Source organism: Mucilaginibacter sp. (genome assembly GCF_039921305.1).
Classification (GTDB): Bacteria; Bacteroidota; Bacteroidia; order Sphingobacteriales; family Sphingobacteriaceae; genus Mucilaginibacter.
In genome coordinates this window covers 119,465-133,394 of the sequence record NZ_JBDSCA010000039.1, presented here as the reverse complement: position 1 = coordinate 133,394, position 13,930 = coordinate 119,465, and the positions used below count along the sequence as shown (strand labels likewise).

Here is a 13,930-nt window from a genome sequence, read left to right as displayed (position 1 = left end):
TTTGGTATACTAAATCTCTGGACTTTTCAGGTGTGTAAAGAGAGATAACATTATCAATCTCTTCGAAGGGGATGTGTATCAAAGCATATGGGTTAAAATAAATTAATGACGTGACATTTAATCTAAGCCATCCCTAGGGGTACGAAGCCCTGATATACGCAAAGACATAGCCACGCCATAGCTGGCGTACTTGTATTGCGTTGCGTATATCTCTTTTTTCGTACTTTGGGGATAGCAACTGTTTTAGTACAATATTTTAACTGTACAAATTTATGGTTTATCCTGATCTATTCATACCAAATGGGTTAAATTAACTCGTAGTTATTGTACGTTATTCAAATCAGGATGTTTCATTAATTAATAATTAAATAACATGTTGTTAGTAATTATATCTTTAATAAATTGTTAAAATTTTGTTATTTTATGGCGGTTTGGAATGGGGTAGGAATGAGAAAAGCCCGGCTTGTGGCCGGGCTTGTAGGGTGGTGTAGATTGTTGGGGTAAGGCTATAGGGTATACTATTATCGGGCGCTATTGTTTAAATATATAACCTTCAAATACATCATGAATCACAACCACCAAGTATAAACCACCTAAGCAAAATATAGCGGTTTCTGCAAATGCAACCAACGGACTATTAGGGCACGTGTAAATAACGCATATAAATAACAATGCAAGTAATACCGAAATAAATACCAGGTCAAGAAAATACAGTAAAACGAATTGAAGTATTTCGATAATATAGTTTTTAGCGTATCTTTTCATTGCGGGGATTATACTACTATTGGTTGCCAAAAATCATAACTTCTAAAAGGCGCTGGCATATCAAAGCCGGTTTCCCATTCATAGGGGCTATCTGTAAAATATGAGTTTTTAGATAACGATGATGCAAGGAAACTATCGAATGTTTTATTACAAAGTAATACAGGCTGATCAATTTCTGGCAGCGTGTCGAGTGTTATGGGTGTCCACTTCGCCTTAAACTGTTCAGCGTATTGCTCCATAGCAAGATAAGCAATATCTTCTAATGCGTGAGCGTGATCAGATAGCGCTCCTGCATAGTCTGTTCCATATAGCTTTTTTGCGGCTGCGCTCAATATTTCCTCTGCTGTTTTCATAATATATAATCCTCTGGCTTGTTTACATACATAAAATGGGTAGCACATTCTAAAGCTATTGAGATACCGTTATTGATATAGTCAGATTCGTAAAGCTCATAAAAACATTTAACATCATCACGATAAACAGCCAATTCAGGTTCTTTACGGCCCTTATGCCATAACCATAGTGGTGTATTGGGATTAGGCATACTATTTTGGCTAATGGTCGTTTTAGACGGCAACAGGGCTATGATCGCCTCATATGTATCGTCAACCTGGTTAATGTACATATCAAATTCCTGATCAGTAAACCCATCTTTTAAAGGTATATTATCCCTGATGATTTGTAATATCTTTTCTTGTACTGTCATATCCTTCAAATATAAGATTTCATCTCAGCTAATATCACCCCTAAATGAAACATAGTTTTAGCACCGTGTTTGAGCCTAATAGCTTTTAAGTGCTTTTCTATACTGCTCAAGCTATAAGGCTTTATACCTTTTGCTTTTAATATTTCGGCTATTTCAGCCTGGGTTTTACCTTCAGTTAGGTGTTTGATTATTATTTGTTCTGTGGTCATGGGTCGGGGTAAGGGTTGGTAATGGTTTTGGCTAAGCCCGGCATCCTATAAGACACCGAGCGGGTTAATGGGGTTATAGTTCGTAAGTAGCAGCCGGATGTATGCAGTTTAAATCAGCATCATAAACTGCATTTAAATAAACCTCAATAAATGGATCTTTTTCATAAGCCCATCCGCCTCTATCTTCAAGAGTTATTTCAGCATCGTATTTTTTAAGTAATTCGGCTAATTCTGCCTTAAACTGTTGTACCCGGGTCATAATTAATATGTTTTAACTTAACTATTTAAAATTATATAACTAACGGCATTGTCAACTGACATTCTTTTGTTAAAGCATTTTTGGCAAAGACGTTCCCGTTTTGGATTAGTTTCACCAAGAATATTGAATATTCTTGTCATAACAGTGATCCTATATTGCTCTCTTTTCATTGGGTTACTTCTCGTTTACTTTATCTGAAAGAAGATCAAACACGCCATTAGGGATATAGTCAGTTATATCGATCTCGCAGTGTTTTACAGCCTCCAGTATGTTATGTGAAGTAATCCCCTCCTGCTCTAAAGTTTCGCGCTGTGCTGGCTCGTGCGTGCCATAACAATCAACTTCAATGTCATTATTGTTCGGGCAAATAGTGTATGTTCCTAAATATTCCATGGTATCGTTTTTTACCACCAAATCCCCGCCGTGTTATCCGGCGAGGTTGGGGGATGCTCCATTAATGGTTATGATTGCGCACTTTGGCGGATTACTAAAAGTTAACAGCTTTCGTCACATCGGCCGCTTATACAACAGTCAAGTGAGCAATGCCCAGTCTTGTTATCGTAAGCATCAATGCAATTATCGCATAGTATGATACCAAAAACATAGCAAAGAGCATCTGTAGTTTGTTTAATTGTGTTTTCTGTCAGCTCTTCGCAGTGGTAGCAAATGTTCATGATTATTTATTAAAGTTCCACTGTAGCGGTTTAAAATCACCTACAGTTAGGTTGACCTCTGAATAACTCCAATTGTTAAGGTCGCAATGTTCACTAACTGTTTGTTCGGGAGAATCATAAACGCCAACTATTTTATTGTCTTGGTTGACTATAACCCATGCTATTTGTTTCGTTAGCGTTTCTATAGTGTTTTGCATTGACCCATTAACTGTGTCGATGCTTTTCTGTATTTCGTATTCAGTCTTCATGCTATAAATTATTCATTGATATAAATTCCTGTTCAAAACCTGCCGCACCTGCAGCTAAAACATGTAGGTCAATGTTGTATGATCTTTCAGTCAGGTCACTAACCGTAGCCCTACGTGCTGAGGGCTTTAAAACTTCCCTGTCAATCATTCCGGCAACTGTTTGATAGAATGCTTTCAATTCACTAGAAAGGGCATCTCTGTTTTCGTAAACGAATACCCTAATCAATTTGGCAGTCCCTTTAGTTGTTGGTTTGGTATCGAGGCTTAATTTTTTCATGTTGTTCTGATTTGATGATGTAAAGATATGTACCTATTATTACATTACCAAATTTATTTGTAAATATCTGTACATTTATTTACATTTGTTTCGTGAACAAACGCGCTAAAAAACTTTTTGTGGTTATATTGAATAACCAATTGACCTATTGCAATACCAATCTTAAGGCCCTGCATGCATCTGCAACCACTATTCCCGGTTACACCGACAGCTACGTTACGCTGTTCAGGCGATTTCAGGCTGCTGATGCCTTTACTATAACCATTGGCGATAAACAGTATCACTTTCAAAAATTCGTGTCTTAGCCCCCTATGCAACACGCTTAAAGGTTAGTCCTTTTATTGATTTTAATTTATTATATCCAGATAGGTATTGGTATAGGGTGAATTTATGTATATCTAATTGCCTGGCACATTCAGCTATTGAATAATACTCGATACCTGTTTCAATGCATACTACAGGTTTATGATCACCGCAATTTTTTCTCATACCCTCTACTCTTTCCATGGGGTATACAACTTTTACGGCCTTTTTTATTCCTGTTTTTGCTTTTCTTATTTTTTCTATTGATTCTGGTGTATGTTTTCTACCAAGCCACTTTGTATTACCCATTGCCGATAAACTTATTTTAGCTCTGGTTTCTTCTGAATGAGTTCCGCTCAAATTGTCGCTTTCCGTTAATTGACAATTCAATCCATTTTTACCGCATGCTGAATACAAATCTTGATAGTAACGCTCCCATTTATTTAAATCCTCTATATCGCATTCAACTACTACCTCAAACTTATGTTTCGATACCCCATATTTCAATAGAGACCGATAAATTTTAGGTTGCTTTTTGCATTTAATAATTTTGTATTGGTGTAATCTTTTTTCCAGATCAACGCTTTGCCCTATATACACGCGTTTGTTTTTGATGCATGTGATTTTATATATTCCTATAGACATAAATAAAAAAATCTTTAGCTGTTCGAGATTGCGGGCTCTACTAAGCTAAAGACTGATCTTAAAAGTTCTTATTTACCGCCGCAGTTCGGTAATTCAAATATACTGAACATTATCTTTTTAAACAAATATTTGTTTGAATTTATTATTACACCCCTGAGAGCGCACGTACGCCAAGCCCTTTCTTCTTGTTGATGAAGGCAAGGTATTCGGCAGAAAAGTTGTGGGTTATGAGGTACCTCATACAGTCCGAAGCATGCCCGAACTCCTGGTATGTTATTTTAGTTATTGGATGCTTAACCAACTTTTTGTAAACAGTACCATCAGAATTTTCCTGGGTGTACTGATAGTCGTAAATTGACTTCTTGCATCCATCAGATATACCAATGGTGACCCCCGATGCGCTATCTCCTGCAAATATCTCATTGACAAAATTTGCAGACTGAACAACGCTTGGGTTAACTGACTGCAGCTTCAATACCGGCCGGTAATCCTTCAATGCACTCATAATATCAGTAAAGTAGTTTTCACCCTTGATTTTCTTAACATCATCTTTCCAACTGGTGCGATCTCCCCCGACAAATAGACCGGCAACCTCACCTAATGGGTAACGCTTTGAGAACTCGGCCGCCGAATCCGGGATCCTATTTTTAGGGTCAGATAAGAATATCTCATCAATTTGTTGCGCATGCTTGCCTTTGATCTGCCAAACAGTCCACGGCAGGTATGGATTAACGTTCTCATCGCATGATAACCAAATCGGGGATGACTTATCCCATCCGTTTTTATTTACGTGATCAGCGGTCTTAAATTTCTTCCAGAACTCACCACCAGTTACGAGTTTTCCCCATTCCCCCAGGGCATATATCCGGTAGTACTCATAATCATCAATCTTATCCTTTTCAAAATCATCTATGGTGTGCTGATCGACAAAACCACCAATCTGTACCAGTTCTCCAGCTTCATTTACTGCCCACCTGCCAACAATGAAAATATTGTCAAGGTAATTGGTTTTCATGATCACCAGGTTGCCTTTTTCGTTTACCTGGTAACCTGATATGTCACTATCCACATCCAATAGCGACTCTTTATCAAATATTTCTTTCTTAATCCAATGCTCTTCACTAATAGGATTAAAGATGCCAATGATCTGCTGCCCTGCTTTACCACGTAAGCGCTTACGTATCTGCTTTAAATCAGTTTGCTCGAACTGAGACACCTCTTCGAGCACGACTCGCTTAAAACCACTTAAACCCTTTATTTTCTCGCTATCATCTAAACCACGAAACCGAACAAACGAACCGGTTCGCTTACATTTAATGAAATTCTGTTGAATTATAAACTGATCGGTAAGCTTCCATTTAGAAATGATTGATGTAAAATCGCTGTAAATTGAATCTTTTATATCAACGGCGAACTTTCTTATCACCATTGTGTTCTCATCCCGATTTTCCATCATGCCGGTGATGATGCATTGAACGGTGGAATATGTTTTGGCTGCCGATGAACCGCCATAACACCAGATAAACCTGATCAGCGGATTTTTAAACGCCTTGCGCAAGTGCCAATAGATATTATTGAAAATACCTTTCTTGAACTTGATACGGGGATTATTGTTCGTCTTCGTCGGTGTCGATATCATCTTCGTCGTCATAACCAATCTCAAAAACACCAGTCACCTTCATATCTTTTTTGATATCCTGTTTGTCAACCAAACCTAAATCCCTGGCAATTATATTTTGATTATAAACGCCAATGGCAGCATTTTCAAACTTCTGCTGGTAAACGGTTTCTTCTATACACGTAATGACCGTGTCAAAATCTTGATCAATTTCTTCTGTTTCTTCAAGTCTACTCTTGAAAACCCTAAAGTAAGCAGTGTTGCAATTCAGGTAAAGGCACAATCCCTGCATTGTAAACGGACGCTGTATTTTCTGCTTCCCACCAAATGATCGAGGGTCAACAATTGGATTTGCTACACACCATTCAAAATATTCGCATGCAGCGCCCCATAATAGGGACGGTGAAGCAAATAGCTTATCTCTGCCATGCTTTGACCGCTGCATCCAAAACTGATTACCAATAGGTGCTGCCATTATCCGAATAATTCAATTTGATTACTCCTAACACTAAACTGCTCAAATCCTAACAACACCGCGCTAACCCTATCTTTAAACTTTGGATTTTTTAAGTAGGCAGATGCTATGCTGGTATAATAATTTACAACCGGTGCATCTTGCCATTGCATCACCTCACACATAACTTTACGAATACCATTTGGGGCGCGCTCTATACCTGGTGATAGAAGAGAAGCTGGAGAGTATGCAGAATACACACAAGCGGCGAACATGATGCTTTCGTCAGTACGATCCATATCCGGATAAGTATCTTTGATGGCCTTGTGAATAGCTGGAATAATAGTTGGCTGTGCCAGCATCGGCTCACACATCTTAACAGCGGCCTGGTATTGCTCAGGCGATTGTTTCTGTAGCACCTTAGCTACTGTTGATAATTTTAAGCCCATGGTTTATATGTTCTCCTTTATAGTTAATTCTTCACCAGTTAAAATGAAAGTTAAGTTTTGTAATTGGTGGACATAATCCAATCTTACCTGCCTATGAGCCCCGTAACTACTGGTAATACCAAATCTGAATTCATAATAATTATCCAGCATATCAGATTCGTATTCTGTTTTCCAGATCAACATCGTATTGCCGTATGACCAAAGTTCAGATGTTGATGATGAACGGATAAAGCCAAATTTAATTAGCCATTCAGGAGTTAGTGGAATTGTATCAAGGTCAAAATATTTGCCTGCTATGCATTCGTGATAATATCCCTTTACCAAAACTTTAAAACATTCTTCGATGCTTTCGACGCCATCTATAGCATGGCTGCCTTTCCATTGCTTTGATGTTACCAAATTCCCTATCCTCAACCCCCATGCTTTCAAACCCATCCTTCTATCCTCCTAATTTTAGTGTTATCCGCGCTAAACTCTATAATCGTTGGTCCGTACAGATCGATGTACTCCTTTGCCGCTGCTATAAGCGCTGCCGGGTTATTGGCTTTGGCTATGGTTATGATATCACCTGGTTTCATGTTGTTGAAATAGTTTGTGATTGGTTGGGTTAGGTTGGTCATGCTTACATGAAAGTAAAGGTAATGTATTTAATCTTTTCAAACAAATATTTGGTTAAAGTGGCGGCGGGTAGATTTGTCCATGCCCATCTTTAAGGCAAAACGCAATAAAACCATCCTTTATTAATTGGTCAATTTTGTATTTCTGTAAGGGCTTCAGTGTATCGCCAGCCTCTTTACATTCAATGAACAAAGCGTTTCCATCTTTAAGGCACATAAGGTCTGTTATGCCACTTTCCGATAATCGGATAAGGGAAATAACCTTATACCCATTTTTTTCATATTCTATCTTTACCTTACTTTTGAACTTGCTTGACATTATTGTAGAAATTGTTTTTTAAATACTGAGAGTGTATAATCTTTCTTTTTTACTACCGAATTATAAATATAGTCCTCAATCCCCCCCTCTGAGAATATCCAGAACACATCATTACTTTTACGTTCCATAGTGGTTAGTCTATCTCGGCTTTGCCAATATGACAAGCTCGAAAAGTCAAGGTTTAAGTAAACTAGATAGTCAGCATTTTGAAGTGATATACCCTCTCTTCCTGAAACGATCTGCAACGCGATACTTTTATCAGTGGTATTGAAAGTTTCTAAGTCTGAACATAGGTATTGTCCAAATACGGACTTTAGCATTTGTAGTTCTTCCTGGAACTTGTAGAATATACCTAATTTCTTACCAATGAACTTTTCTTTAATGAATACAGCCTTTGAGTCATCTATAACAGCAGAATTACCGCTCTCAAACTTAACCGTACCGGATGATAGTTGATGAATTTTACTCATTGTCTTAGCCGGTGTATCAGCTAATATAACCTCTGTATTACCCTGAACTACCTTATCTTTTTTTAACTTAGATATAATTTTATAGGTTACATCTTTCATTTTGCAATGCAGTACAGTTTCATTTACTACTGATTCAAAACCAGCATCTGCCTGGGTAAACTTTATCATGTATGGTTCCACTATGCTCTTTAGGCTTTCGTTTGCTCTATTCATTTGCTGAATAGCTACAAAACGCTCAGTAGCTATTTTACTTTGTTTAATATCATATAACGGATCATCTTTAGCTATTTTTCTTAACTGTACTGCATAGTACTTATAGATTGATTCTTCGTTATTTGAATAGTTATTTACATCCCCATAGCCAACATCAAAAGTAGTTTTCACAAATTCCATCCCGTTAAACCATTGGTAAAAATTTTTATAATGATTGAAAGGAGATTTATCTGAAATCCAAAATTGATGGAAAATCTGTGAAAATGATTCTGGATGTGGCGAACCAGATAAAAATATCATTGGCAGGTGTGAAAACCTTTCTTTTAAATTCTTAGTACTTATGCCAGGCTTCGGGAACGATCCGCAGCGATGATGCTCATCATGTATAAACAAATCAAAATCACCGTCAACGGTATGTAAAGACTCATCATTGATAACAGTTAATTTAAACAGGTACCCAAAGTCATTATAATCATCAATTATTGACTGAATAACTTTTTTCTTTGTGGAAAAAATAACATTAATAGCACCATATTGATTTGCAATTTCTAATGCCGTGGCGGTTTTTCCGGTCCTAACCTGCATAGCCAGGTAAACCACCCCCAACTCTTTAAGTATTGCTGTCCCTTCAGTAGCGTTTTTAATCTGGTAATCTCTTAGAATCTTCATTTTTGACTGATTGGTGTAACCATCGTGTAACCTTTGTGTAACCTAACTGTAACCCTGTTTTAATTGAAAATACCTTGTTTTAGATATTATAAATGCGTTTTTTATGTAAGTGCAACCTGTAACCTTGTTAAAAATGTATTTTTTTTAATTTTTAATTTAGATACTACCTTTTTAAATTTTAAAAAATATAATATACTAAGAGGGGGGGTGTAACCTGTAACCTATGGTTACACTTCCATTAAAATATTAATTATCAACTATTTACAACACTTTTTAATACATTTTTAGGTGTAACCTGGGTTACAGTTGGGTTACACTTATTTACCCACTGTTGAATTGTCTTTCGGCTAACTCCTAATTTTTCTGCAACCTCTGACCGGTTTAAATTAGGGTTTACCTGGTAAAGCGCTAAAAATTGTTCATGCTTAGGTTTGCTTACGTTCAATCTCAACATCTGCTTAATATCATTGATCTCAGTAGACGATATTTTTATCTTTTTAGCCATTTTAATAAAATAGTCGCTTAGTTTTTCTGCGGCTATCAAATCTGATTTGCATATATGGGTTAACCTATCCTTGCTTTCTGAGTTATTGAATTTTGTAACACAGCTAATTAGTAAAGCAAACCTTGGAATGTATGATTTCTGCTTAGGTAGCATCGATTTCATATATTCGTTTTCGCCGTCATCGTTCTGTTGCGCGGTTATTTTATTAAATATACGCTTCCATTCAATCTTAGCCTCGCTATCCATAATTGCTATCATAGGCTTTATTTCATCGTCGGTATCGAATTCTACAACTAACTGCTTAATGTTATTATAAAAGGCAACCATATAATCGTTATACCAATTGATAGTACTGAAGTCTAATTCTCTATCATTGTATTCCTCTACTGTTAAATCGGGATAACATAAAAGCATACGGTCAATAAAGCCATTATCCTTATTTTCATCATTATAAAAAGAATCGAATATGCCAGGTTGAATACCGCCGAGAACAGGTATTAGCGGATGCGCTACGAATGCGGACTTTGCTGTTTTTCGGTTTAGTGAAACAGATTTTGCAGACCAAGTAGAAAGCCAGAATTCAAGATCAGAACCGGCTCGGTATTTATTCATATCCTTGATCCAACCGGCCAATTCATCTTTGAATACACCGACAGAATTTTTGTTTTCTTCATGTAAATCCACCAAAGCCTCAAGGGTGATGTCATCAGCAATAAATTGTGTTTTCTTAGGCCTTTTTATCTGTTCCGTATTCTCCCTATCTTTTTTATCAAGCTCCATAAACTCGTTGAACTTATCATAAGACTTTACGAATTTTTTTATCTCGCGATTATTTTCCTTTTGAAGGGGGAAAACAATACTCGATATTGATGGAGTTTTTCCAATACCGGCTTTACCAACAACTGTCATCCAAACCGTAGCAGGTTCAACCCAGCCAGGCTTTACCTGAATCTTTACACTATTGCCAATTATAACAGACAGCATCCACAGGAATGAACAACCCATATAATCAATTGAGTTATCAAGCGTATCTCGGCATTGTATCATATAGTTTTGAATCTCTTTTGGAAAAATATCTAAAGGGAATTCAATATTACCATAGTCCACAGGTGGATCAATTTGCAGTTCAGGAACTACCTTTATTACCCTGGAACCGAATCCTTTTTTATAAATATCTTTTGCAGCAGAACTAAAATCTTTATTATGATATTTATAGGTGAACGCAGTGAACGGGCTAATTAATTTTTCGTTAGGGTAAATGGTGCCAGTACTAAAAAGGTACATGCATCCGCTGTTTTTATAGACATATCCGCTATGGGGTGACGTTGCACCATGTCTTCGAATAATGTATTTGTCACTAAGCTGTTTTATAATATCAAATTCAGATCCAATAACATCAAATATTGACGTTTTATTATTGTAATCTGACCATGGTGTAGTTTCACTGGTATTGGTTTCTACATAAAGCTTCTCTGGTATTAATATATCTTTTTCTTCGACATAATCATAATATTTACTTACTGAAAATAAAACTTCACGGTCAAGTTGAGATATTTCTTGTAACTCGAAATAAGATTTCTTAGATACTTTGTTTTCATAAACGAAAACATACCCACCTATGCCTCGGGTTTCTATTATAGCTTCTGAATGCCCTTTAAGCTTTGCGATTTTTGCATTACCGCCAATTACTGCACACTGGTACAATATGTGATATCCGCCGTTTATGGTTTTGTATATAACGAATTTATCATCAAAATCTAAAATATTATCTCTTAAAAACGAAATGTATTCTGCCCAAAAGTCCTGTTGCTCTTTTAAAGTCTTAAATATTTTTAAATCAATATCGAAAACCTCGAGGCCATTAAACCCTGTAATAATACCAACTCCGGCTGTTGCCGGTATTTCTTCGCCATTTTTCTTGATTATACCACCCGAATAATTGTAGTCTTTTTCAAAAATATCTTTAGAGTATTGCGAGGTTTGCTTATCCTTCCAGGGGAAGTTTGGTATTTTATTGTTTCCGACACATACCAAACTCAGGCCTGAATCTAATAACTTCTTGCACTTCCCTAAATCTGTCTTCATGTTCGAGATGTTGATTATTTAATTACGTCTTCGTGTTCCTTTTCCTGAAAGGACAGTAACTTTTAGTACTTCATATATTATTTCAGTTGTAGTATACCCGGAAAATTTTAGGCTATTTAAACCGCCATCTCCAGAATATAAATACTCAAAATACAATGTTGGGGTTCCCTTATAGAAATCCAAAAAAAGAAAGTTAGTATAATCGTAAAGACCTAAAAAAGCGAATTTGTTTAGTATCGCCATGTTATTAATCGTGCATTCACCCGTCGTTGTTTCATATCCGGACATATCAAAACGGTAACGATCTTTTATACCTATAACTCCATCCTTAATAAGGATTAGTCTGATAAAATCTTTTACCTCGTCTTCGGTAGCGGTAGCTAATTGTTCTTCAGTCATATAGGTGGTTTTAATAGTGTGTAATAAATGTTATTTCCTTTATGCGGGCATTAATATAGGCCTGGAGATATATCGGCATAAACTCGTTAAAGTCAAACCAGTCTTTGCTCATTAGGTGTATAAACCATTCAGGCTCCTTTAGTCTACCGTGTTGAATCTGATAATACCCATCAAAGCATATATCTCCATTTAACCCGACAGCCCAATTGCCTTTTTTAAGCCGTTGGCGAAAGTTGCCATCTGGGTCTATGCCCCATTTATTTAAAGGAGGAAATATTACCACGGAAATTTATTTACAACCTCTTTACTTTTGAACTGGCCAAGGTTGGAGTCTGATCTTTTTATCATTAAGGTATCGGAATCCCCGTCAAGTGGCCTGTCTACTTGAATAGAGAATATTGCGTTATAGGTACCATCAATTTTTATTATTTCGCCATAATACCCGCAATCGGATTGCACGATATCAACAACTTTAAATTCTTCCATAATAATTATATTTAGGTTTTTAATTATTTATTACCCCCTGCTGTCTAAAGGTTGGCGTCTTATCTGGTACGAGCGTAACAGGCGACATACAGGAGGTAATAAGTGAATTTCTTTTAAGGAGCCAACCGTTAACAAGTGTAGTGAAAGTTATCTATTTAAACAAATATTTGTTTGGTTAAAGCCAAGCAAGTTTATCGAGTTGCCTAATACGCTGAAAAGCAATATCAACCGCCCACCCTGAACCCCGCTCTGCTATGAGCGAAACTAAGGCTTGTATTTCTTCCTGCGCATCGAATGTATATGTTGCCGTTTTATAGTCAAACAACATAAGTCTACGGCACTGTACATGCGCCTCTGATACGCCAAGTTCGGCGGCAACCGTAGCTGCGGGGCGGCGTTGGTTGTTTTGGATGTAGCGGTCTATTATGGTCATGATTGTGCTGCTATATGTTTTTTTAATAAACTAACAAATGCTATTTCTGCTGTTTGCTCCACAACCGAATTACCAATAGCGCGGTGAAGGTCTTCTGTAAAGTTGTACCCATTAATTGTATAGACCATGCTGGATTCAATCGTACGGGGCTCTTCCCATTCGTATTGGTAGCGCCCTTGTCCTGTCGGGAATTCAAAACTACCATTTCGTTCAATGGCCTGGAATTCTGATCGTGCATATTGCTCTCCCCACTGCGCCAATCCCGTGTCGCTGGGGTTGGCCATTGTTTCAGTTGATCCATTATCGACGGGCTGAAGCCGCTTCCTGATGGCCCTGTTGCTTTTTGGGCTGTCGGGGTTCTCCAGTGCGGTGCCTGATCCCTCAGTTTGTATTTCGCATTCGCTCCGTTTCGTATTTCTATTATTCCGCCTTCCCCATCCGAGGATACCGGCGTTTTCCATAACTCCGAAAATAAAGAGCCGCTCTCGTCTATGGGGTGCGCCAACTTCCTCCGCAGTAAAGATTCCTTCCTCAACTCGGTAACCAATATCTGATAAGCTTCTTCGTACTTCTGCATATCCCAAACTAAGGTGCCCTCCGACATTTTCAAAGAAAACCCATTCCGGTCCAATGATTTTAATCTGTTCAAGTATATACGGCCAAAGGTGTCGAGGGTCTTCAGTACCCTTTCGTTCTCCTGAGAGGCTGAATGGCTGGCACGGATATCCTCCAATGATTCCGTGTACTTTGTTACGAAATGGGAGTGCATCGAATGTTTTAACGTTCGTCCAAATAGGTGCGGCATCCAATATGCCCGCTTCCATTTGTCCAACCAAGTTTGCAATGATAAAGGCTTCGATTTCCACATAAGCGACAACGTTGATCGCTTTATTTCCCCGGAGTGGAATATCCCAACTTGTTGTAACGGCTCGAATTCCTCTTTCAATGCCTCTTTCGAGTCCAAGTATTCCTGGGCATAGGCTGAGTACATTTTGTGTGTGTTCGGTATTATCCACATTTTTATCTTTCAAAATAATTTCAATTGTTTATTAACTAAAACCCCTCCACCCACCTGCTTAATCGCATCCTCCACCACCCTTTTCAAGGTATGCAAGCCGTGTTTTTCA

General features: G+C 37.6%; 20 protein-coding genes. 1 reads left to right on the top strand and 19 read right to left on the bottom strand.

Going from position 1 to position 13,930, the window contains the following annotated elements:
• Window positions 1–773 precede the first annotated feature (773 nt).
• The 7 genes from ABIN91_RS11100 to ABIN91_RS11070 all read right to left on the bottom strand — a co-directional run bounded on the left by ABIN91_RS11100 (window position 774) and on the right by ABIN91_RS11070 (window position 3,138).
• Window positions 774–1,118, bottom strand: coding sequence for a hypothetical protein (locus ABIN91_RS11100; RefSeq protein WP_348051169.1), 345 nt, complete (start codon window positions 1,116–1,118; stop codon window positions 774–776).
• Window positions 1,115–1,471, bottom strand: a complete 357-nt coding sequence (locus tag ABIN91_RS11095) for a hypothetical protein (protein ID WP_348051168.1) — start codon at window positions 1,469–1,471, stop codon at window positions 1,115–1,117. Before ABIN91_RS11095 ends, ABIN91_RS11100 begins: the two co-directional genes overlap by 4 nt.
• A gap of 5 nt (window positions 1,472–1,476) precedes the next feature.
• Window positions 1,477–1,680, bottom strand: coding sequence for a hypothetical protein (locus ABIN91_RS11090; RefSeq protein ID WP_348051167.1), 204 nt, complete (start codon window positions 1,678–1,680; stop codon window positions 1,477–1,479).
• Window positions 1,681–1,753: 73 nt separating this feature from the next.
• The gene (locus ABIN91_RS11085) at window positions 1,754–1,939 is read right to left on the bottom strand and encodes a hypothetical protein (protein WP_348051166.1); all 186 of its coding nucleotides are present in this window, start codon (window positions 1,937–1,939) and stop codon (window positions 1,754–1,756) included.
• Window positions 1,940–2,113: 174 nt separating this feature from the next.
• On the bottom strand, window positions 2,114–2,353 hold the full coding sequence (locus tag ABIN91_RS11080) for a hypothetical protein (protein ID WP_348051165.1): 240 nt from the start codon (window positions 2,351–2,353) through the stop codon (window positions 2,114–2,116).
• Window positions 2,354–2,615: 262 nt separating this feature from the next.
• On the bottom strand, window positions 2,616–2,861 hold the full coding sequence (locus ABIN91_RS11075; protein ID WP_348051164.1) for a hypothetical protein: 246 nt from the start codon (window positions 2,859–2,861) through the stop codon (window positions 2,616–2,618).
• A 1-nt stretch (window position 2,862) separates the two neighbouring features.
• Window positions 2,863–3,138, bottom strand: a complete 276-nt coding sequence (locus tag ABIN91_RS11070) for a hypothetical protein (protein ID WP_348051163.1) — start codon at window positions 3,136–3,138, stop codon at window positions 2,863–2,865.
• A gap of 92 nt (window positions 3,139–3,230) precedes the next feature.
• Here ABIN91_RS11070 and ABIN91_RS11065 point away from each other — a divergent pair, with 92 nt between their 5' ends.
• A complete protein-coding gene (locus tag ABIN91_RS11065) occupies window positions 3,231–3,443 on the top strand; it encodes a hypothetical protein (RefSeq protein WP_348051162.1) in 213 nt (70 codons plus the stop codon).
• A 4-nt stretch (window positions 3,444–3,447) separates the two neighbouring features.
• Here the strand turns inward: ABIN91_RS11065 and ABIN91_RS11060 are convergent, their stop codons facing one another.
• From ABIN91_RS11060 to ABIN91_RS11005, 12 genes are all read right to left on the bottom strand, one after another.
• Entirely contained in the window at window positions 3,448–4,086 is a 639-nt protein-coding gene (locus ABIN91_RS11060; RefSeq protein WP_348051161.1) for an NUMOD3 domain-containing DNA-binding protein, read from the bottom strand.
• Window positions 4,087–4,231: 145 nt separating this feature from the next.
• The gene (locus tag ABIN91_RS11055; RefSeq protein WP_348051160.1) at window positions 4,232–5,737 is read right to left on the bottom strand and encodes a PBSX family phage terminase large subunit; all 1,506 of its coding nucleotides are present in this window, start codon (window positions 5,735–5,737) and stop codon (window positions 4,232–4,234) included.
• Complete coding sequence (locus ABIN91_RS11050; protein WP_348051159.1) at window positions 5,694–6,179, bottom strand: terminase small subunit; 486 nt, start codon at window positions 6,177–6,179, stop codon at window positions 5,694–5,696. The genes ABIN91_RS11055 and ABIN91_RS11050 overlap by 44 nt, the downstream gene beginning before the upstream one ends.
• Window positions 6,179–6,607: a hypothetical protein gene (locus ABIN91_RS11045; protein ID WP_348051158.1), complete on the bottom strand. Its 429-nt coding sequence runs from the start codon at window positions 6,605–6,607 to the stop codon at window positions 6,179–6,181. Before ABIN91_RS11045 ends, ABIN91_RS11050 begins: the two co-directional genes overlap by 1 nt.
• Window positions 6,608–6,610: 3 nt before the next feature.
• Window positions 6,611–7,042, bottom strand: coding sequence for a hypothetical protein (locus tag ABIN91_RS11040; RefSeq protein ID WP_348051157.1), 432 nt, complete (start codon window positions 7,040–7,042; stop codon window positions 6,611–6,613).
• Window positions 7,033–7,227: a hypothetical protein gene (locus ABIN91_RS11035; RefSeq protein ID WP_348051156.1), complete on the bottom strand. Its 195-nt coding sequence runs from the start codon at window positions 7,225–7,227 to the stop codon at window positions 7,033–7,035. The genes ABIN91_RS11040 and ABIN91_RS11035 overlap by 10 nt, the downstream gene beginning before the upstream one ends.
• 315 nt (window positions 7,228–7,542) lie before the next feature.
• Entirely contained in the window at window positions 7,543–8,895 is a 1,353-nt protein-coding gene (locus ABIN91_RS11030; RefSeq protein WP_348051155.1) for a hypothetical protein, read from the bottom strand.
• Window positions 8,896–9,148: 253 nt separating this feature from the next.
• Window positions 9,149–11,485: a DUF3987 domain-containing protein gene (locus ABIN91_RS11025; RefSeq protein WP_348051154.1), complete on the bottom strand. Its 2,337-nt coding sequence runs from the start codon at window positions 11,483–11,485 to the stop codon at window positions 9,149–9,151.
• An 18-nt stretch (window positions 11,486–11,503) separates the two neighbouring features.
• Window positions 11,504–11,884: a hypothetical protein gene (locus ABIN91_RS11020; protein WP_348051153.1), complete on the bottom strand. Its 381-nt coding sequence runs from the start codon at window positions 11,882–11,884 to the stop codon at window positions 11,504–11,506.
• 276 nt (window positions 11,885–12,160) lie between these two features.
• A complete protein-coding gene (locus tag ABIN91_RS11015; protein WP_348051152.1) occupies window positions 12,161–12,370 on the bottom strand; it encodes a hypothetical protein in 210 nt (69 codons plus the stop codon).
• Between the two features lie 175 nt (window positions 12,371–12,545).
• On the bottom strand, window positions 12,546–12,803 hold the full coding sequence (locus ABIN91_RS11010) for a hypothetical protein (RefSeq protein WP_348051151.1): 258 nt from the start codon (window positions 12,801–12,803) through the stop codon (window positions 12,546–12,548).
• Window positions 12,800–13,834: a DNA cytosine methyltransferase gene (locus ABIN91_RS11005; RefSeq protein WP_348051150.1), complete on the bottom strand. Its 1,035-nt coding sequence runs from the start codon at window positions 13,832–13,834 to the stop codon at window positions 12,800–12,802. The genes ABIN91_RS11010 and ABIN91_RS11005 overlap by 4 nt, the downstream gene beginning before the upstream one ends.
• Window positions 13,835–13,930 lie beyond the last annotated feature (96 nt).